Origin of the sequence: Dactylosporangium sp. NPDC049525 (assembly GCF_040676755.1) — a bacterium.
In the GTDB taxonomy this organism is placed as follows: domain Bacteria; phylum Actinomycetota; class Actinomycetes; order Mycobacteriales; family Micromonosporaceae; genus Dactylosporangium.
In genome coordinates, this window is the sequence record NZ_JBFAPO010000011.1 from 112,809 (window position 1) to 133,539 (window position 20,731).

13 protein-coding genes are annotated in these 20,731 nt (G+C 71.2%); 6 read left to right on the forward strand and 7 right to left on the reverse strand.

The features are described from left to right. Positions 1 to 24 precede the first annotated feature (24 nt). Together AB0K00_RS18660 and AB0K00_RS18665 are read left to right on the forward strand one after the other, a co-directional pair. On the forward strand, positions 25 to 1,074 hold the full coding sequence (locus AB0K00_RS18660; RefSeq protein WP_363522291.1) for a class I SAM-dependent methyltransferase: 1,050 nt from the start codon (positions 25 to 27) through the stop codon (positions 1,072 to 1,074). 74 nt (positions 1,075 to 1,148) lie between these two features. Next, on the forward strand, positions 1,149 to 1,571 hold the full coding sequence (locus AB0K00_RS18665; RefSeq protein WP_363522293.1) for a TOBE domain-containing protein: 423 nt from the start codon (positions 1,149 to 1,151) through the stop codon (positions 1,569 to 1,571). A gap of 10 nt (positions 1,572 to 1,581) precedes the next feature. Here AB0K00_RS18665 and AB0K00_RS18670 read toward each other — a convergent pair whose 3' ends face one another. Together AB0K00_RS18670 and AB0K00_RS18675 are read right to left on the reverse strand one after the other, a co-directional pair. Beyond that, entirely contained in the window at positions 1,582 to 3,012 is a 1,431-nt protein-coding gene (locus tag AB0K00_RS18670; protein WP_363522295.1) for an RICIN domain-containing protein, read from the reverse strand. A 286-nt stretch (positions 3,013 to 3,298) separates the two neighbouring features. Then, positions 3,299 to 3,823, reverse strand: coding sequence for a DUF6221 family protein (locus tag AB0K00_RS18675; protein WP_363522297.1), 525 nt, complete (start codon positions 3,821 to 3,823; stop codon positions 3,299 to 3,301). Between the two features lie 333 nt (positions 3,824 to 4,156). Between AB0K00_RS18675 and AB0K00_RS18680 the strand changes: the two genes are divergently transcribed. Beyond that, complete coding sequence (locus AB0K00_RS18680) at positions 4,157 to 5,923, forward strand: hypothetical protein (protein WP_363522298.1); 1,767 nt, start codon at positions 4,157 to 4,159, stop codon at positions 5,921 to 5,923. A 253-nt stretch (positions 5,924 to 6,176) separates the two neighbouring features. Here AB0K00_RS18680 and AB0K00_RS18685 read toward each other — a convergent pair whose 3' ends face one another. After that, on the reverse strand, positions 6,177 to 6,668 hold the full coding sequence (locus tag AB0K00_RS18685; RefSeq protein ID WP_363522300.1) for an RICIN domain-containing protein: 492 nt from the start codon (positions 6,666 to 6,668) through the stop codon (positions 6,177 to 6,179). Between the two features lie 213 nt (positions 6,669 to 6,881). On the opposite strand from AB0K00_RS18685, the gene AB0K00_RS18690 reads away from it, so the two are divergent. Together AB0K00_RS18690 and AB0K00_RS18695 are read left to right on the forward strand one after the other, a co-directional pair. After that, complete coding sequence (locus AB0K00_RS18690; protein ID WP_363522302.1) at positions 6,882 to 9,440, forward strand: transglycosylase domain-containing protein; 2,559 nt, start codon at positions 6,882 to 6,884, stop codon at positions 9,438 to 9,440. A gap of 316 nt (positions 9,441 to 9,756) precedes the next feature. Beyond that, positions 9,757 to 11,772, forward strand: a complete 2,016-nt coding sequence (locus AB0K00_RS18695; protein WP_363522304.1) for a CHASE3 domain-containing protein — start codon at positions 9,757 to 9,759, stop codon at positions 11,770 to 11,772. A 136-nt stretch (positions 11,773 to 11,908) separates the two neighbouring features. On the opposite strand, the gene AB0K00_RS18700 is transcribed toward AB0K00_RS18695, so the two are convergent. Then, a complete protein-coding gene (locus AB0K00_RS18700; RefSeq protein ID WP_363522306.1) occupies positions 11,909 to 14,458 on the reverse strand; it encodes a tetratricopeptide repeat protein in 2,550 nt (849 codons plus the stop codon). 515 nt (positions 14,459 to 14,973) lie between these two features. Beyond that, complete coding sequence (locus AB0K00_RS18705; RefSeq protein ID WP_363522307.1) at positions 14,974 to 15,861, reverse strand: LysR substrate-binding domain-containing protein; 888 nt, start codon at positions 15,859 to 15,861, stop codon at positions 14,974 to 14,976. A gap of 71 nt (positions 15,862 to 15,932) precedes the next feature. Here AB0K00_RS18705 and AB0K00_RS18710 point away from each other — a divergent pair, with 71 nt between their 5' ends. Then, the gene (locus AB0K00_RS18710) at positions 15,933 to 16,748 is read left to right on the forward strand and encodes an oxidoreductase (protein ID WP_363522309.1); all 816 of its coding nucleotides are present in this window, start codon (positions 15,933 to 15,935) and stop codon (positions 16,746 to 16,748) included. A 150-nt stretch (positions 16,749 to 16,898) separates the two neighbouring features. On the opposite strand, the gene AB0K00_RS18715 is transcribed toward AB0K00_RS18710, so the two are convergent. Together AB0K00_RS18715 and AB0K00_RS18720 are read right to left on the reverse strand one after the other, a co-directional pair. Further along, on the reverse strand, positions 16,899 to 17,321 hold the full coding sequence (locus AB0K00_RS18715) for a nuclear transport factor 2 family protein (RefSeq protein WP_363522310.1): 423 nt from the start codon (positions 17,319 to 17,321) through the stop codon (positions 16,899 to 16,901). 71 nt (positions 17,322 to 17,392) lie between these two features. After that, positions 17,393 to 20,698, reverse strand: coding sequence for a BTAD domain-containing putative transcriptional regulator (locus AB0K00_RS18720; protein ID WP_363522312.1), 3,306 nt, complete (start codon positions 20,696 to 20,698; stop codon positions 17,393 to 17,395). Positions 20,699 to 20,731: the final 33 nt, after the last annotated feature.

Here is a 20,731-nt window from a genome sequence, read left to right on the forward strand (position 1 = left end):
GCCACGCATCTGCATGATGGAGTCATGACCGGCACGGCACGCTCCGACCAGCCGACCGCGGCGGCGCTGCGCTGGGCGGAGGTCCTCGACCTGCTGGCGGAGGTCGTGCCGGCCGGCCCGGCGGGCGTGATCATCGACGGCATGGACGCGCATCGCGGTGTCGTCGCCGACCGCCTCGCGACGACGCTGCGGGCCGTCGGGCGGTCCTGTGTACGGCTCACCGACGACGCGCCGCCCGCGGACCGCGACGGGTGGCGGGCCGGCGAGGTCACCGTCGCGGACGGACCGCACCGTCGCGCCGAGCCACCGGCCGGCGGCTGGACCGTGGTCGTCTGGCTGCGCACCGCGCCACCCGTCGCGCGGGCCGGCGCGGACGGCGCCGGCGGCGATCGCAGCGGCGGGGCCCACGTCGTCGTCGACCTGCACGACCCCGGCTGGCCGGTGATCCGGCACGTCGATGCGGCACTGACCGACCGCGACCGGTGGTATCTGGCCGAGTCTCGGGCGTTCTTCGCCGCCCGCGCCGCCACCTGGGACACGAAGTTCGGCGACGACCAGCCCGCCTACACCGCCGCCGTCACCGAGGGCGGCCTCCCCGTCGGCGGCACCGTGCTCGACGTCGGCTGCGGCACCGGCCGTGCGCTGCCCGCCCTGCGCGCCGCCGTCGGCCCCACCGGCACCGTCATCGGCCTGGACGTGACCCCGCAGATGCTCGCCGTCGCACGCAACCCCGCCGTCGCCGCGGCCGCCGGCCTGATCCTCGCCGACGCCCGCCGGCTCCCGTTCGCCGCCGCCGGCCTCGACGCGATCTTCGCCGCCGGGCTCATCATGCACCTGCCCGACACCGACGCCGGCCTGCGCGAGCTCGCCCGCGTCACCCGCCCCGGCGGCCGGCTGGTGCTGTTCCACCCGTCGGGCCGCGCCACCCTCGCCGCCCGCCACGGCCGGGCGTTGCGCTCCGACGAACCGCTCGCCGAGGGGCCGCTGCGCGGCTCGGCCGGCCGCACCGGCTGGCGGCTGCTGCGGTACGACGACCCGCCACACCGCTTCCTCGCCATCGCCGAGCGCGGTTGACCGGGCCGCGGTTACGGTGGACCTGACCGGGCAGACGAGGTGCTGGCCAGTGACATGCGAAGAGGAGTGATCCTGTGCGGTTGAGCATCCGCAACCAGCTCGCCGGGACCGTGGCCGGCGTCGCGTCCGGCGAGGCGATGAGCACGGTGAGGGTGCGGTTGGACGGCGGCCAGGAGGTCACCGCAGCGATCACCGCCGAGTCGGCGCGGGACCTCGCGCTGACCGAAGGCACGAACGTCGTCGTGCTGGTGAAGTCGACCGAGGTGGCGGTCGCGGCCGCGGCGGTGCCGCGGATCAGCATCCGCAACCAGCTCGCCGGCACGATCACGGCGGTGGAGCACGGCGCGGTGATGACCACGGTCAAACTGGCCGTCGACGGCGGGGCCACGGTCACCGCGGCGATCACCAAGGACGCCGCGGAGGACCTCGATCTCGCCGAGGGTGCCCCCGCGGTCGCGCTGATCAAGTCGACCGAGGTCAGCGTGGCGCTGCCGTAGCCGGCGCAGCTCAGACCTGGGTGCGGGACCACTGCTGGTTGGTGCCGGTGCCACAGGTGTACTGCTGGATGTCGGCGCCGTCGGCGGTGCCGGCGTTGACCACGTCCAGGCACTTGCCGGAGTGCCGGACCCGGACCTGGAAGTAGCTGCCGGTGGCGACCCACTGCCACTGCTGGTTCTGCCCGCCGCCGCAGGTGTACTGGATGACGTTGCCACCGTTGGCGGTCGAGGCGCCGGCGACGTCGAGGCACTTGCCGCTGTTCTGGTTGACGATCTGGAAGTAGCCGCCGCCGGCGTCGCGGAACTCCCACTTCTGGTTCCCGCCGCCGTTCCAGCCCCACTGCTTCACTTCCGCGTTGTTCGCCGCGGAGCTGCTGACCACGTCCATCACCCGGCCGCTGTTGCGGTTGGTCACCCGGTACACGGTGGGGGACTGGCCGGTGACGGTGCCCGTCGCCGTGTCGATGGTGATCGACGCCGCGGCGGTCATGCTCATGCTGGTGGCGGACGGGAACGCGATCGGCAGCCACACATACTGGGAGTCGCCGACCGGGCCGCCCCACGCGCCGGCCCAGCGGTCGCCCATGTACAGGTAGCTGGTCGTGGCGGTGCCCTGGATCGGCAGCACGTACGTCGGCTGCGACCGGAACGTGGTGGAGTCACCCACGTTGCTCCAGCCGGTCCACGGGCCGGCGATGCTCGAGGCGGTGGCGTACTGGGCCTGGTTCGGGTTCCAACCGGTCGCCGCGGAGGTCAGCATGAAGTACGTGCTGCCGCGTTTGAACAGTGCCGGTGCCTCGCGGTGTCCGCCGGGCCAGAAGTTGCCGACCAGGCCCGCCACGCCGAGGTAGTCCGCGGTGAGCCGGTAGATGTGCAGGTCGTAGTTCTCCCGCGCGGCGGAGATCATGTACGCGGTGCCGTTGTCGTTGTACAGCGTGATGTCCCGCGACATGTGGCTGCCGAGCGGCCGGAAGCTGCCGTGGTAGGTGTAGTTGCCGTCGACGGTGGCCGAGGAGGCGACCGCGGCGCGGGCCTCGCCGTAGTCGGAACCGTTCTCCTTGTGCATCCACATCACGTACCGGCCGGTGGCGGCGTTGTAGATGACCTTCGGCCGTTCGATGTTGGCGACATTGAGCTCTGCCGCCGACGACTGGGTCAGCACGTTGTTGCGGAACTCCCAGTCGCGGAGGTTCGTGGAGCGGTACACGGACACGGCGCGGAACGTGTTGTTGGCGTTGCGGTTCTCGCCGAACCAGTAGTAGTAGTCGCCGACCTTGAGCACACCGCCGCCGTGCGCGTGCAACGCATTGCCGCTGGTGTCGGTGAACTGCGTACCGTTGACGATGGTGGCCGGTGCCGCGTGCGCGGCGGGCGCCGACACGGTCACGACCGCCGCGGCCGCGGCGACGGCGATGGCGAGGAACAACCGGGGCAGTCGCATGTCGTCTTCCTTCGGTTGTCCGGCGGCGTGCTGCGGGTGCCCGTGCTCAGGGCGTTTCACGACCTGCTGGATACACACGTCTGAAATCGGCGGACAGCGGCGGTCGCACCGGGGGTGTCGGCGCGGTGCCCCCGAGTGTTAGCGCGCACATCGGAGAAGTCAAGCGGCCGATGTCGATGCCTCCTGGCTGGCCTGAAAGCTACATGAGGCTAGTGTCCTAGGACGGTTCAGACCATGTGACCTGCTTGCTTGCCCTCGCCAGGCTCACCCGCGGCCCGGCCCTGGCTCAGATCGCCCATTCGGGGTAGTCGGGATGGTCGGACCACACCGACGCGTCATTGCGAAGCTCTCGGCATGGCGCGGGCTCATTACAGGTTCGGCACCAGTTCGGCTCGCGCGGCTCGTCGTCCTGAACCAGCACCTCGATCGCCTTGCCGTCCTCGCGCCGGTACACCTCGTAATGCTTGCCGTACTCGGGTTGACCGCTGGGATAGCCCGGCTTGTGTCGCTCGAGCCGCCGCCGCTTGGCCTCCACCTCGCGGAGCACCCGGGCGGGATCGTGACGGGCGATATGGGTGTGCTGGTTGCGACTGCCCGGCACGACCGCGACCGGCTCACCGCCCTCGTCGTGCGCCTGCCAAGAGGCCTGGATGATGGTACGGTCGGACGGTCGGATCTCTCGCCAGCCGCCGGGCTGGTCCGGTTTGACGATCCACACCTGCGGTGCGTAGCCGCCAGCCGAGATCATGCTGGCGATCGACTCGTCCTCGGCCAGCCGTGCCTCGATGAAAACCACCAGCTCGTTCGTCATGCCCTCGATTCTCCTCAGGCGGCGGCGATGGCGGTCCGGATTTGCTCCCATCCCGTTGAGTTCGTCCAGGTGAGACATCGCGCAGGCGCGCGGACGGCGCGGGTTGCGCGTTGGGTGCGCACCGTTCGCCCGCAGCTCGTGATAACACCGCGCGAGCGGCTTGCAGGATGCGACCGTAGACGCAGGAGCGGCGCCGGGTCCAGAACAAGGTTGGACGCGATCGGCCACCCGGATGCCGCAGTAATCCGGGTGAAACACGGGGGGATTGACTCGATTGTCCACTATGGACATCGCGGGCGGTGGGGTGCGCAGAACGGGCCTACGATCCGACCCGTGCGAATGCTCCGAAGCATCACCTCATCTGCAGCTGTCCTCGTCACCGCGGTCGGCGGGTTTCTCGTCGCCACCGCAGCGCCGGCCAGTGCGGGGACCAGCGTGCACGTCCCCTCGGTCGCCGCGGCGTACACCGACGCGCTGCACCCGAACGTCTCCCATGTCGGCGACCCGCTCGGCCAGCCGGTCGGGCTCTGGCGCGACGGCGCCGGCCGCTTCCACCTCTCCCGTGCCTACTACACCTTCGACCTGTCGGCATATGCCGGGCTGAGCGTCACGTCGGCGGCCGTGCGGGTGCCCGAGTTCTTCGTCGCCGACTGCGCCCGGCCGTCGGGTGTTGCGCTGTACAAGGCCTCGTCCTTCACGGCGCCGACCTGGGCGCAGCCGCCGGCCGAGCAGGCGCTGCTGGACGCCACCCCGCAGAACGTCGCCACGAACGGTGGCTGCCCAGGCATCGCGGCGTGGGACGTCACCGCCGAGCTCACCGCGGCCCTCGCGGAGCGGCGGCCGACGCTGACCGTCGAGTTGCGGCTGACCGGGCTGGCCGAGGTGGACCCGCGGCGGCACCGGCTGTTCACCCCGACCGCCGCCATCGACCTGGTCTACAACCGGCCGCCCAACGGGCCGGCGGCGGCCATGGTCGACGGGCGCCTGTGCAGCGTCATCCCTCAGCTGCGCTCCACCAACGCGACGCCGGTCGTCGGCGCCGGTGCCATCGACCCAGACGGTGACGCCGTCACCGTCGCCTTGGCGGTCTGGCCGGTGGACGACCCGGTCCGGCGCAGCGAGTTCCCAGGACCGTCCGTGACCCTGCCCGCCGGGGTGCTCGCGGCCGACGGCGACTACGTGCTGGCGGTGCGGGCAGTCGATGCCGACGGTGCCGCGACCGACTGGACCGTGGCCTGCGTGTGGACCTTCGACGGCAACCCGCCGGCGAATGCGCCGTCGGTGTCCGTGTCCGGTGGCCAGCCGGGCAGGCCGGGCGTCGCGGCCACGTTCACGTTCTCCGCGAACGGCGACCCGGACGTGGTCGGCTTCAGGTGGGGCTTCGACGCACCGTCGGGCGATGTACTGCCGGCCGGCCAGCCCGGCGGGAGCGCCACCGTATCGTGGACGCCGCCGCTGTCAGGGGTCTACCACCTGGTCGTGGTGGGTGTCGACAGGGCCGGTCAGGAGTCGTCGGCGGCCACGTTCGACTACCGGGTCGCCAGTGACGCGCCGACGATCGAGGATCACGATCCCGAGGCGCCGTTCAACCAGAACCGCACCATCACCTTCCACCCCGGCGCGGCGGACGTCGTCGACTACGTCTACAAGTTCAAGAACAACGTCGAGCACGTCGTGCCGGCCGGCGCCGATGGCACCGCGACCGTGGTGCTGCTGGTGAACATGTCCGGTGGCGGCTCGCCGCTGTCGGTGTACAGCCGCAGCGCGGACGGCACCCGGTCGGAGACGAGCTCGACGGTCTTCAACCCTCGCAGCGCACCGACGGTGACGTCGGAGCAGTACCCGATCGGCGGCACGAACGGCGCGCCGGCCGGCACGCCCGGGGTGTTCGTCGTGACGTCCTACGTGCCCGGGGTCCTGTCCTACAGCTATCGGATCGACGGCGGGCCCAAGGTCAACGCGCCCACCGACGCGAACGGCAACCTCGTCATCAACTACACGCCGGCCACGCCCGGCACGCATTCGATCGCGATCGGCTTCGGCACCATGGCCGACGACATCACGGTCGACGGCGGGCTGTATTCGTTCACCGCGGGCTGATCCTCGCTCCTCGGCGAGCAGCTGGGCGGTGAGCGGAGAACGCAGTGACCTGACCGGCAGGATCGAGGCCGCCACGGCCAGGATCGTGCCGGTCAGGGTCGCGGCCGCGGGACCGCGTAGGACGTCGAGGTCGTTGCGTTGAGCGTTGCCCTGGTCAAGCAGGCTTGAACGGTGAACCTCATCGTGATCGCTGTCTGGCCTGGATGCGCGCCGCCACCCGGTGGACCGGCTGCCTGCCGCCCGCGGGCCGCGGTCAGGTGGTCCAGCTCCAGAACTGGTATCCGGATCCGCAGGTACGCTGGACGACCTTCGCGAAGTCGGCGCTGCCGAGCACCTCGAGGCACTTGCCGCTGAACCGGTTCCCGATCAGGCCGGACGACGCCACCATCGTCCACTGCTGGTTCGCCGCGCCGGTACAGCGGAACTGGCCGACCGGCGCGTAGTCGTTCGGGTTCCAGTACATGACCTCCAGGCACATGCCGGACCAGACGTTCTGGATCAGGCCGGTGTCGGTGTTGTAGTTCCACTGCTGTGTCGCCCAGCCGTAGCAGGTGTACTGCCCCATCTGCGCAAGCTCCTCCTTCGTGCCGTAGGGCGTCTCCAGGCACTTGCCGGTGCTGCGGTTCTGGAACAGCGCGGAGTACCTGACCGTCGCCGCCGCCGGCTCCGCCGCCACTGCGACACCCACCGTCGATGCGGCCAACGCGGTCAGCGTGGCCACGATCATCGTTCGCCACATGGTCATGAGATCCTCCAAACCGGGACTGGCTCGTCCGGTTCGAGCATGGCCTCGGGCGTCGTACCTGTCGTCAGTGCTAACACTGAGGACAGCGCCTGATCCCACAACGCAACGGCGCCCCGCCGCCTGCGCCGCACAGGAGCGTTGTAACGCAGCCGTTGACATGGACGCTCCTTTTGATATCGGATCATGTCCGAACAAGGTGGGAGTCTGTGGCCCATGGCGGTCAGTCAGGCGGCGGCGGATCCGAACGCGAGTGGCGGGAGAACGACAACAGGCCTGCCTGACGAGGTGAGGCGAATGAACTACGGTGACCCGACCGACCCGCTGGGCAGCGATGCGCAGGTTGCGGGGGCGTCCGACGGGAGAGGTGACGGCAGCCTCGGTCACGGCAGTCGCGACAACCCACCAGGGCGGCATCGGCGCTCCGCCGGGAAGCTCGGCGGCGGAATAAGCGACATGATCGGCCGCTTGACCGGCCGCGGTGCTGTTGGCGCCGGTCCCAGCTCCGGCGACGCGGCGATTGTCGCAGCCGACAGTCCGCCGGCGACCGGGGTGCAGGCGAGCGGGGTGCAGGCGAGCGGGCGACCGAAGCGGTGGCGCCGACGCAACGTCATCATCGCTTCCACCGCCACCGTACTGATGCTGATGGGCATCGGGTTGGTGGCCGGCACCTACTACTTCGACTCGGTCGACCTGCCGCCGGACCTCCAGATGTACGAGTCGACGACGATCTTCTATGCCGACCACCAGACCCCGATGGCGAGAATCGGCGAAGAGAACCGGACCGTGGTCACTCTCGACAAGGTTCCCAAACACGTACAGCAAGCGGTCGTGGCCACAGAGGACATGACCTTCTACAGCAATGACGGCGTCGACTACGGCAGTATTGTCCGTGCCGCGTGGAACAACGTCACCGGCGGTGAGCGGCAGGGCGCCTCGACGATCAGCCAGCAGTACGCCCGCAAACTTGCCGACCTCAAGGGCATCTCGTATGCGCGAAAGGTGCGCGAGGCGGTGATCGCGACCAAGCTGAACGAGAAATACGACAAGGACAAGATCCTTGAGCTGTACCTGAACGCGGTCTATTTCGGCCGGCATGCGTACGGGATCGAGGCGGCCGCGCAGGCGTACTTCGGCAAGCCGGTCAACAGCCTGACGGTCGCGGAGGGAATGGTGCTCGCCGGCCTGATCAAGGATCCGGAAGGCTCCGAGCCGAAGAAGGGCAGCCCGTACGACCCGACCCGGAACCCCGACACGGCCAAGGAGCGGTTCCACAGCTACATCAAGCCCAACATGGTCCAACTCGGCTACCTGACCCAGCAGGCGGCCGACGAGCTCAAGTACCCGGACAACGTGATCAAGGTCGACCCCGCCGTGGACACTCGGCTGCGTGCTCAGTGGGGCCTGGACAAGCCCGAGGGGCTGATCGTCCACCACGTGATGGACGAGCTTTCCAAGATCAACGGGCCTGACGGACGGCCCAAGTTTTCGTCCGACGAGATCCGCAACGGTGGCCTGCAGATCTACACCACGGTGGCCAAGCCGATGCAGGACGCCGCACTGAAATACGCCAGCGGTGCCACGGCTGACTCACCGCTGTTCGGCCAGCCGCCGAATCTTCAGGGCGCGTTGGTTGCCGTCGAGCCAGGCACCGGCCGGGTCCGTGCCTACTACGGCGGATCACAGGGCGATGGGAGCGACTACGCCGCCTGGTACGCCGACCCGGTGCTGTCGGACGGCAAGCCGGTCGAGTTCGGCGCGCACCCACCCGCCTCCTCGTTCAAGGTCTACACGCTCGCCGCGGGACTCATCCATGGGTACTCCATCGACTCCCACTGGGACAGCACGAGCCCGAAGGACTTCCCGCGTAGCCACCGGATCACCGGCCAGCAGCCGGGCCCGGTGAAGAACAACGACGGCGGCTCGGCCGACTGCCAGGCGTGGTGCACGTTGCTGGAGGCGACCGAGAAGTCGCTCAACACGCCGTACTTCGCGTTGGCGGAGGAGGTGGGCTGGCCCAAGGTGCTCGAGGTGGCCCGCGCGGCGGGGATCCGGTCCATGTGGCACCCGGCAAAGGGCCGGCTGGACCTGACCACCAAGAACCCGTCAGAGTTCGGGTTCAGCACAGAACTCGGCATCGGGCAGTTCCCGGTGACCGTCCTCGACCATGCCAACGGCATGGCGACGTTCGCCGCTCGGGGCAAGGCGGCATCGGTCCACTTCGTGCAGGAGGTGCACAAGAAGGGCCAGCGTGTCTACGGGGAGACCATCAACCCCAAGCAGATCCCGGGGTTCACCGACGCGATGGCTGACAACGTCACGTACGCGTTGAGCAAGGTCGCCGCGGCGACCGCCTCCGACATGAACGGCCGGCCGGCGGCCGGCAAGACCGGCACCTGGCAGTTGCGTGACACGTCCGACAACGCGCACACCTGGATGGTCGGCTTCACACCACCCGGCCGGGACAAGGCCAAGACACCCGGACTGGCCGCCGCCGTATGGATCGGCAACAAGAATGACGAACAGAAGCTGGTCAACAAGGCCGGCCAACGCCTCTTCGGCGCGACCATGGCGGCGCCGGTCTGGCGCAAGTTCATGAACGCGGCTCTGAACAAGACAGAAAAGGTCCGGCTGCCATCCCAGCCGAGACCGGGCGGGAGTCTCGCCGAGGGCAACGGCATCCCGCCGGCAATGGACCACGGCAGGGACGGCGACCGGGGAAACAGGCCGTGCAGGCGGCCCGGACCGCGCTGCCAGTCACCGGGCACCCGGTAACCATGACAGCGCGCCGGGCGCGGCGATCAGCGCCAGCACGACGGCCAACCCGGCCATCGCCACCAGCCACCGGTCGGCGTGCAAGGTTTCTGGTTCGGTGTGCCCGTCGTCCGGCCGCTCATCCCGCCACAGCCGGCACAGCGGACGGTCCAGAGGCAGTGCCTGAACGGTGCGTCGACAACGGTGCGGAGACCCGGCCATTCCCGCCCGGAGTACCGTTGGCCTGAGGCTGCTGGGCGCTCTGGTCGCGCCCTGGCACTCTGCCATCCGCCATCGCCCGGGCATGCTCCCTTGACTCGACGTATCGAGGAGCGACATGAACAGGGCGATCGGCGGGCTGATCACTCGGATGGTGCTCGCCACCTGCGTGCTGCTGCTGATTGTCGGCTCCGCGTTCGTTGCCATGCTCATCTCGATCGGTGACCAGCGTGAGACCGCCCGTATGTCGCTGAAGGCCCAGGACGTGTTCGTCGCGGCCCAGCAGATCCAGCAGGACGTGACCAACATGCAGGCGGCGCAGCACGAGTTCATCATCACCGGTAACCCGGCGTTCCTTGTTCCATGGCAGGCCGCGCGGGACCGACTTCCGACCGCGACCGCGCAGCTGCAGGAGACTGCCAGCGACGCGGCACAGCACAGCCAGGCCCAGCGAATCGCGCAGATGGCCGACTCGTATGTCAACACCTACTCGGTCCCGACCGTCAACGCGGCAATGCGCGGGGACAGTTCGGCACGCAGTGACGCGTCCCTGATACAGGGAAACCGCCGCGTGAGTGAACTGGTCGGCGCGCTGGACCGGTTCCGGGCGGACGAACGCAGCATCATCATCGCTCGGGAGCGGCACGACGATGCGATGACGGACCGGGAGGTCGTCGCGGTCGTCGTTGGCCTGGTGGGTTCGGTGATCGTCATCGGTCTTGTCGGCGGATACCAGACCTGGCTCATGGTCCAGCCGATCCGCCGGGCGGCCGGCATGGCAGACCGGCTCGCCGGCGGCGATCTGGCCACCCGTATGCCCGAGACCGGCAAAGCCGAGATCGGTCAGCTCGAACGGTCCTTCAACGTCATGGCTTCCACGCTCGAGCACAGCCACGACGAGCTCGCTCAGCTCGTCGACACGCAGAGCGCCCTGCGCAGGGTCGCCACCCTCGTCGCGCGGGGTGTCCCGCAGGCGAAGGTCCTGGAGGCGGTCATCGAGGAGCTCGGGCGGCTGATCGGCACCGAGGTGGCCCGCATCATCCGGTTCGAGCCCGACGGCAGCGGGACCATCGTCGCAGCCTGGGGCGGCGATGACAGCCTGAGTCTGCCGGCCGGCAGTCAGGTGTCGATGGAGGGACGCAGTGTCACGGCGCTGGTGATGCGCACCGGCAAGTCCGCGCGGATGGACAACTTCGACGAGGCCACCGGACCGCTCATCGCCCACCTGCGGGCCGCAGGGATACGTGCGGCGGTGGGTGCCCCGATCTACGTCGAGGGCCGCCTGTGGGGCTGTGCGACCGCCGCCACCGCAGGCGCTGCACCGCCGGCGCCCGACGCCGAGGCCAGGCTCGCCGAGTACACCGACCTGATCGGCACCGCCATCGCCAACGCCCAGGCCCGCGACGATCTCGTCAAGTCCAGGGCCAGGTTCGTGCTGGCCACCGACCAGGCCCGTCAGCAGATCGAGCGGGACCTGCACGACGGGGTCCAGCAGCGGCTCGTCTCGCTGGGGCTGGAGGTCCGCCTCGCCGAGGCGAGCGTTCCACCGGAGATGGCACAGCTGCGCGAGCAGCTGTCCGCCGTGGTGACCGGGCTGACCGGGACGGTCGAGGATGTGCGCGAGCTCTCACGTGGCGTGCATCCGGCGATCCTGACCGAGGGTGGCCTGCGGCCCGCCCTGCGCGCGCTGGCCCGCCGTTCCGGGGTCACGGTGGACCTCGACCTGCACCTGGACGACCGCCTGCCGGAGCCTGTCGAGGTGGCGGCGTACTACGTAGTGGCGGAGGCGCTGACAAACGCCGCCAAGCACGCACACGCGACGGTCATCTGGGTCAACATCGTGGTGCGCGGCGATTTCCTGCACCTGTCGGTGCGTGACGACGGTGTCGGCGGCGCGGTCCTGAACGGCGGTTCGGGCCTCATCGGGCTGACCGACCGGGTGGAGGCCCTGGGCGGCACACTGACGCTCTGCAGCCCGGTCGGCAAGGGCACCCTGCTGCAGGTCATTCTCCCGCTCGAGCGCGCGTGGCCGGCCGGTCCTCGGTGTCGGCGGTCCGGCACGACGGGTGACCGACCCGTTGACGACGCCGTCGATGCGCTCGATCTGGCGGCCCGGACTCGTCGTGTGAGTTGATCGCTGCGACGCGGCGCGAGTTCCGGGCTTGGAGACTTCACCGCTCAAGCCTGCCTCGGTCTTGACGAACGGCGAACGCAACAGTGCCAGGTGGGGCACGATCGTGGCGCGGGAACCGCAGGGCAGACAGTGCTCATCAATCGCGTCGGTCGGCACCGGCTTGGCTGTCGAGCGCGGCGAGGTGGACGCGTACGTCGTCGGCGTCGGGAGATCCGAGATCGGTGTACCGGACCAGGGCCTGTTCGTAGTGCTGGCGGGCCCGGGCCAGGTCGCCGAGGGCCTGGTGGGCGTGGCCGAGACCGGTGTGGGCACGGGCCTGCTGATCGGGGGCCGGGCTGGCGGTCAGCGCGGTGGTGTGTTGCGTCAGCGCGGCGGTCAGGCGGCCGCCGGCAAGGGCCGCTTCTCCCAGGCCGTTGAGCGCCCGGGCTTCACCGTGGCGGTCACTGGACTTCTTGAAGATCGCGAGGGCCTGCTGGTGGTATGCGGTCGCCTGGTCAGGCTGGTCGAGCCGGGTGTGGACGGCGCCGAGACCGTCGAGGGCCCAGGCTTCGCCACCTGAGTAGCCGAGGTGCCCGAACAGCGCCAACGCCTGCTGATAGTGATCGGCGGCGGCGGGGTACCGGCCCTGTCGCTGGGCGACGAGACCAAGGTTGACCCGTACGGTGGCTTCACCGTGGCCGCCGCCGAGCTGCCGGTACAGCATCAGCGCCCGCTCCAGGCGGTCGGCGGCCGACTGGTACCGGCCGATCCGCTCCTCGACAACGGCCAGGTTGCTCAGGACGCGCGCTTCACCGTCCTGGTCGCCTGCCCGCCGGTGCAGGGCCATCGCCTGCTCGTAATGTTCGGCGGCTGCCTGGTAGCGGCCCCGCCGCGCCTCGCCGGCACCGAGGTTGTTGAGGACGCGTGCCTCACCGACCGGGTCGCCGGCTTGTCGCCACAGGGCCAGCGCGCCGACGAAAGCCTCCGTGGCCGCGTCGAGCCGGTCAAGGTGAAAGTTGATGGTGCCGAGACCGAGGAGCGCATGGGCCTGCCCGGCAAGATCACCCGTCTGCCGGGCGGCGTCGTGGGCGTGCCGGTGGATGGCGAGCGCGTCGATGTCGGGGCCGCCCTCGAGGTAGCGGTACAGGATCCGGGACAGTCGTACGGTGTGGATCGGCCATCCGTGGGTGGCGGTGTGCGCGGCGGCCGCGACCAGGCAGGACCGTTCCGTGTCCAGCCACCGCCGGGCGGCCTCCGGCTCGCCGAACTCCGGGGTGGGCGTGGCGTGCACCGGAGGGTCGGTCTGGCTGGCTGTGTCACCGGTGAGCTGCAAGCTCACCATCGCGGACGCGGCGGCCGCCAGGTAGTAGTCGAACAGCCGGGTTGAGGCTGCCGTGCGTTCGGTGTCAGGGGCGTCCGCGGCAAGGCTGCCGGCGTAGGCGCGCAGCAAGTCGTGCATGCCGTAGCGGCCAGGGCCGGTCGAGTGGACGAGGTGGGCGCGCGCGAGCCGGTCCAACGCACGGCGGGCCAACGGTAACTCCGTGCCGGTGAGCGCGGCCACCGCCCAGGCGTCAACGTCTGGGCCGGGGTGCAGGCCCAGCAGGCGAAACGTGCGGACGACCGCAGTCGGCAGGTGGCGCATCGACCAGGAGAACACCGCCGCCACGGCGGCGCGGGGGTCACCGCCAGCGTCGAGCAGATCCAGGCGCTGCTGCTGGTCGGCCAGTTCGACGACCAGATCGCACAGCGGTGTGGTGTCCCGGGCGACGGCGAGCTCGGCGGCGACCCGCAACGCCAGCGGCAGGCGGGCACACTGCGCGGCGAGTGCGGCGGCGGCGCCGGGATCGGCCGCAACGCGGTCACCGATCAGCTGGCGTAACAAGGTGACCGCGTCGTGTGGTGAGAGCAGGTCAAGGTCCAGGCGCCGGGCGCCGTGTACGGCGACCAGCCCGGCCAGGCTGTCCCGGCTGGTCACCAGCACCATGCTCGAAGCTGTGCCGGGCAGGAGCGGGCGGACCTGGTCAACGGTCGCGGCGTTGTCCAACACGATGAGCATGCGCCGGCCGGCCAGCTCGGTGCGGTAGCGGGCTTCCCGCTCGGCGACGTCGGCGGGAATGTCCGGCCCGGGTACACCCAGCGCGGTCAGGAACCGTGCCAGCACTTCTTCGGCCGTGGCGGGCTGGTCGGGATCGTAGCCGCGCAGGTTCACATAGAGCTGTCCGTCGGGGAACCGGTCCAGGGACTGGTGGGCCCAGTGGACGGCGAGCGCTGTCTTGCCCACGCCGGCTGTTCCGGCAATGGCCGAGATCACCACGGCGGCCGGCCCGTCACCGTTGTCGAGCAGCTTGGTGAGGCGCCCCAGGTGGTCGGTACGGCCGACGAAGCCGGCCACGTCGGCCGGCAGCTGTGCTGGAACAGGCCGGCCGCGTGCTGGCGGCGCATGAGCGTGGTCGGAGACCGGGCCGGCCTGGTGCTCGTCGGTGTCCTTGAGCGCGGACTGGCAGAAGCTGTCACGCTCGGCACCGGCCAGTTCGAACGCGTCGGCGAGCAGCCGTACCGTCCGCGGCTGAGGGCGCCCGATCCGGCCGCCCTCAAGGCCTCGGATGCTGCGCACGCTCACGCCCGTGCGGGCGGCCAACTCCTCTTGGGACATACCAAGCCGCTGACGGCGTGTGCGCACCTCCGCGCTGAACATCGGTCCTCCCATAGCCCCTGATCGAGGGCGCACCTATGGTCCCGATGGGGAGGGTTTCCGTCAACGTGCCGTTCTGAGGCCCTCTGTCCTACGGCGAAGGCGAGGCTGACGCAGGCACGGGCGACCGTGATGACGTCGCGCTGGGCTACAAGGGTGGCGGGACCCAGGCGATGCCGGATGACGGACCGGTGAGATTGCGAACCCCCGAATCCGCCCGGATTCCTGACACTGCACGACTCATCGCCGCAGCGCCTGGTCACGATCTGGGCGGCGTCGCAATCCCCCGGTCAGCCGTCGTAGAGCGACCCTCTGCCGACCTCGACGTGCCCCGCACCGAACCGTTCCTCCCCGTGTCATGCGCGGACATCGCCTGGAGCCGGCCCTGGCCTCCGGATCGGCCTGCGACGCTCCGGCACCGCCGGCACATGTCACGATAGGAACAGTTCCGTGTGCCGGGCGAGGCAAGGAACCGGCAAGACACCGGCAACTCACCTCGCGAGGGAGCGGCGGTGTCGCTGGGGCCGCGGTCAGCCGGCAGCGGTCAGATCGGTGGTCCGGGCGAGTTCGGCGACCGCGGCGACCAGGGCCTCGACCATCGGGTCGGGGTCGCGCCAGGCGGCGACCGTGTCGGCGTGTTCACCTCGCAGCGGCACGAACACCACGCCGGTGCGCCGGATCGACCGCGCCGAGCGGGCCAGCCGGCTCACCCCGACGCCCGCCGCGACCAGGCCGAGCAGCCCGGGCACGGTGTCGGCCCGTTGCACGACGTCGGGGGCGAAGCCGGCGGACGCGAACTCCTGGTCGTACTTGTCATGCCAGGGTGGCCATGACGCGCGCGGGGTGAGCACCCACGGTTCGGCGGCCAGCTCATCCAGCCCGAGCTCGGCCCGACCGGCCAATCGGTGCTCCTGCGGCAGCACTGCGCATGCCGGCTCGCGCAGCAGCGTGCGGGTCCGCAGGTCGGGCACCAGCGGCGGGCGCGTGAACGCCACCTGGAACTCGCCCGCGCGCAGGCCCGCCACCACCCGCTCGATGGACCCGTCGGTGGTGCTCAGCTCCACGCCGGGCAGCCGTTCCCGGCACACCCGCACGACCGCCGGCAGCATGTAGTTGCCCACCGACGCGAGAAAAGCCAGGTGCAGCCGGGAGGGCACCTGCCGCACCGACGCCACCGCCGCCTCCGTGCGCTCCAGCACGGCACGGGCCTCGGCCAGAAAGACGCGCCCCGGCTCGGTGAGCCGGGTGCCGCGCTGATCGCGGTCGAACAGCCGTACCCCGAGCGTGCGCTCGAGCCGGGCCAGCTGCTGCGAGAGCGACTGCTGGGCCAGGTGCAGGTCACGGGCGGCCGCCGAGAAGCTGAGCCGTTCGGCGACGGCGACGAAGTACCTCAGCTGGCGCAGCTCCGGCAGGGTCACAGGTTCTGACTGTAACCATGATGACGAGTCGATGTTGGCTCGGCGGCTCCCCGCTCGCCAGAGTTGCAGGCATGACGCGCACCTGGCTCATCACTGGCTGTTCTGCCGGATTCGGCGCCGAGGTGGCCAAGGCCGCCATCGCCGCCGGTGACAACGTCATGGCGACGGCTCGTACCCCTGGGGCAATCAAGCTGGAAGGAGACGGCCTGGCCACAACACAACTGGACGTCACCGATCGAGCCTCTGTCGATGCGGCGGTGGCCGCGACCCTCGACCGGTTCGGGCGGCTCGACGTGGTGGTCAACAACGCGGGGCACGGTTCGGTCGGCGCGATCGAGGAGATCGACCCCGACGACCTGCGCGCGATCATGGAGGTGATGTTCTTCGGTGCGGTCTGGCTGACCCAGGCCGCCCTGCCGCACCTGCGGGCCCAGGGCAGCGGCACGATCGTGCAGATCAGCTCCATGGGCGGGCAGGTCACGATGCCGGGGTTCGGGGCGTACTGCTCGGCGAAGTTCGCGCTGGAGGCGATGTCCGACGCGCTGGCCGACGAGGTGGCCCCGCTCGGCATCACGGTGCACATCGTCGAGCCGGGCGCGTTCCGCACCGAGTTCGGCGGCTCACGGATGCACCGCTCACGGCAGATCGACGCCTACGCGTCGTCGACGGCGGCCACCCGCGACGCGGTCGAGCACATGGACGGCACGCAGCCCGGCGACCCGGCCAAGGCCGCACAGGCGATCCTGCGCCTGGTGGACGCCCCCGTTGCCCCACGCCGGCTGGCCCTGGGCAACGACGCGGTCGACGCCATCCGGCAACGCCACACGACACTCGCCGCGGACCTGGCGGCATGGGAGTCGGTGAGCCGATCGACCGACCTGGATTGATGGGGCCGGCCCGCTCCACCGCGATCCCGCCGCCCGCCCTGACCCGTGCCGGCCAGGGTGAACGGCTCGACGACGACCTGGCCGCCGGGTTCGCGCACGGCGCGCGCGGCGGCGGCCAGGCTGTCGCCGCGGATCACGGACGGGCGCCGGTCACGCGAGTGACGCCACGAAGGCGGCGTGTTCGATGCTGCCGTAGTACTCCCGGACCTCGGCGATCAGGCCGTCGCGCAGCTGGATGACGCTGATGTACTGGTTCTGGTACTGGCCGCCGCCCAACAGCTCGACGCTCAGCCGGTGCTCGGTGATCACGACGTCCGGGTCGATGGTGTGGTGCGTCGACTGCCGATCGATACGGACGTCGCCGACGGCTTCGGCCAATGCGCCGATGAACCCCACCAGCTCGTCGCGTCCGTGCAGGACGGCGGGGAGCGGCGGCAGGGGGTACGCGACCTCGAAGCGGCAGTCGGGCTGGAACAACAGCGACCAGTCGGCGAAGCGCTTCGCCGCGAACAGGGCGTTGTACTGGGCGATCAGCTCGGTGTTGCGGACGCGGGTGTCGGTGAGCGTCATCATGGTCGGCCGTTTCTCTCGTGGTTTCGCTGACCACCAGAGCGTCGGGCCGGCCGGTTGCGCCGATCTAGCGGCTAACTTGCGAGGGCCGCACGCGACCGGGCCGCGAAGTGCGCCGCGCCGGCCCGTTCCGCCACCAGGAGCGCGCGACTCCAGTACGCGTGCGCCGCCGGCAGATCGCCGAGAGCGGTCGCCAGCCGGGCGAGCACCTCGGCGACCGGTTCGAGGGTGAACACCCCCGACGAGGCGCCGGCCAGCTGATCCGCATACGGGGCGAGCGCCTCCGCGCACCGCGCCAGCACCGGTTCCTCGTCGAACGCCAAGGCGTTGTGCGCGCGCACTGTCCAGATCGTCAACGTCAGGAAATCGTGCCGGACCGGCTCGTCGGGCCGCCACAGCGCGCGTGCCTCGGCAGGGCGGCCGGCCCGCTGCAGGGCGCGCACCAGGAACTCCGGCGACAACCTCGGCACCGCCGAGTACCAGCCGCGGACCTGCTCCGGATCGTGCCTGGCGCCGGCCACCTCGTCGAGCATGAACAGGCACAGCGCGCCCATCGAGTCGCCGGAGTGTTCGCCCGCGGCGCGCATCGCCTCGACCATCCGGGTCACGGACCGCCGTGCCCCGGCGTCGTCTCCATCGAGGGCTGACAGCAGCGCGTGGGCGCAGCGTGCCATCACCGTGCCGGTGCCGAGCTGGTGCCGCTCGGCGACGGCCTCCAACGCGGTCAGATGCCGCCGGGCCGCGACCAGGTCGGCGAGCCCGGCATGAGCGGCGAACGCGGCCTGGTGCCCGAGCAGCGCGGTGGCCGGCAGCTGCGCCCGCTCGCCGAGCTCCGCCACCCGGTGCGCGACCGCCAGCCGTTGCGTCAGGTCGTCGGTCTCGTAGTGGGCCCGCAGCCGCGCGTTGAGGGCCAGCGTCAGCAGCTGCGGATCGCCCACCTGCTCCGCGGCGCGGACCGCCTCGTCGGCGCGGTCGGCGGTACGCGGATCGCCTTCCCCGTCGACCTCGCCCACGAGCAGGCACAACAGCCTGCACCGGGTCGCCGGGCCGTCCGCCGCGGGCATGGTCAGGGCGCGCTCGGCGAGGTCGATGAGCGCCTGGTCGAGCTCCAGGTAGTGCCGCTGGGTCCACGGGGTCGGGACGCTCCAGGCGGTGAGCGCGGCCACGAGCAACGCCTCGGAGCCCGTCGAACCGGCCAGTTCCACAGCCTCGGCGCGCACCGTACGGACCCGGGCCACGTCGCCGCTCCAGGCAAGCGTCCGGACCAGCCGGAGCAGCAGATCGAGGCGCTCGGCGGCGGGCCGGCCGGCGGCGCGCGCGGCGTCCGCCGCGCGGCGCCAGAGCAGGGCGGCCTCCGCGTACGCCAGCCGGCTCTCCGCCTGTTCCGCCGCGAGCTCGCTCCACCGGGCCGCCGGCGCCGCGTGCGCCGGGCCGGCCAGGTGGTAGTGGTGGGCCAGGGAGAACACCGCCGACGGGTCGACCGCCTCCGTCGTCGAGGCCACCAGGTGGTGCATCCGGGCGCGGCGAGGCGGGGACAGCTCGGCGTAGAGCGCCTCTCTGACCAGGACGTGCGAGAAGCGCAGATCGTGGGCGACCGCGTCCAGGAAGCCCCCTACCAGCGCGATCTCGACGGCGTCGAGCGCCTCGTCCTCGGTGAGGCCACTGGCGCGCAGGAGCACCTCGGTCGGTACCTCCCGGCCGATGACCGCGGCGAGGCGCAGGACGGTGGCCGCCCGGTCAGGGAGCCGGGAGATGCGCAGCTTCACCACGTCCCGGACGCCGGTCGGCACCTCCTCGACGTTGCCACCGGCCGAGAGCAGCCGCCCGAGCTCCATGACGTGAAACGGGTTGCCGTCGCTGCGCGCGGTCACCGAGGCGAGTTCCCGCGACGTCAACGGGCGGTCGGCGAGCCCGCGCACCAGCTCACCGACCGCGTCCGGCGCGAGCGGCCCCAGCCGCAACCGGACCGGATCGTGCCGGGCCAGGGTCGCCAGGGCTCCGGTGAGTGCAGCGGGTGCCTCTTCCGGCCGGTACGTGGCAACGAGCAGCACCGGCGCGGTCCGCAGGTCCGGCAGGAGATCGCGCAGCAGGGCGAGGCTCGCGTCGTCGGCGCGGTGCAGGTCGTCGAGCACGAGCAGCAGCGGAGCCGATGCGGCGGCGTCCGTGAGCCGGCGGGTGAACGCCCGGTGCAGCAGGAACCGCCGGGCGGTCGGATCACCGCCGTCCGAGGGCACCTCACCCGGCGCGCCGGGTGAGCGCAGCGGGTCGAGTTCGACGGTGTGCCCGGACCCGGGTGCGGCCGCCGGCAGCGCCTCCAGCAGCGTCGCCCACGGGTACAGGGCCGGGGCGCCGTCCACCTCGGGGCAGCGCCCCCAGGCGGTACCCCAGCCTGCTGCACGCAACCGGTCGGTGAGTGCCTCGAGCAACGACGACTTGCCGCTGCCGGCCGGACCTTCCACCAGTGCGACGGTGGCGCCGGCGCGGGCCTGCCGGGCGGCGGCGTCCAGTACGGCCGTCTCGGCGTCGCGGCCGACCAGCACCCGGCGCGGTACGCCACCGGTAGGGCGCCGTGCCTCTTGCCCGACGTTCGGGAGCGCGGCGGAAGCCAGCAGGTGCGGGGCCTGGGCGAGGATGTCGGCCTCAAGAGACCGCAGTCCCGGCCCCGGGTCGAGCCCGACGGTCTCGGCGAGCGCGGTGCGGGCCCGCCGTAACGCGGCGAGAGCGTCGCCCTGCCGCCCGCTGCGGTACAGCGCGAGCGCGAGGAGCCGCCAGGCCTCTTCCCGCAGCGGATGCCCGGCGAGCAGCCCCTCCAGGTCAGCGATCGCCTGGTGCGTCTCGCCCAGCTCGAGCCGGACCCGGCCCAGCCCTTCCAGGCCGGCCAGCCGCAGCTCCTCCAGACCGGCTCGTTCGGCGACCGCCCACGGCTCCGCGTCGTAGTCGCCGTAGGGCGTGCCGTGCCACAGCAGCAGCGCGGCGCTCAGCGCGTCCCGGGCCGGTGCGGCGGGCGCCGCCGGGCGGGTCCACTCGCGGATCAGCGCCTCGAACTGCCATGCGTCGACGGTGAACGCCTCGGCCCGCACGGCGTAACCGGGCGACGCGCTCACGATCAGCCCGGTCCGGTCGCGGGCCGGCCGGTCCGGCTCCAGTGCCCGGCGCAGGTGCGACACGTACGCCTGCAGGACCCCCGACGCCCGCGCCGGTGGCTCGTCGCGCCAGACGAGGCCGATCAGCCGGTCGGCTGGAACGATCCGGCCGCGTGCCGCGATGAGCAGGGCCAGCACCGCCCGTTGCCGGCGGCCACCGAGATCCAGATCGACCCCGTCACGCCATGCGCCCACGCGCCCCAGCACGGACAGGTGCGGGGCGGGCGGCGTGATCACCTCGTCAGCGTGTCACGCGCCCGTCTGCCGTCA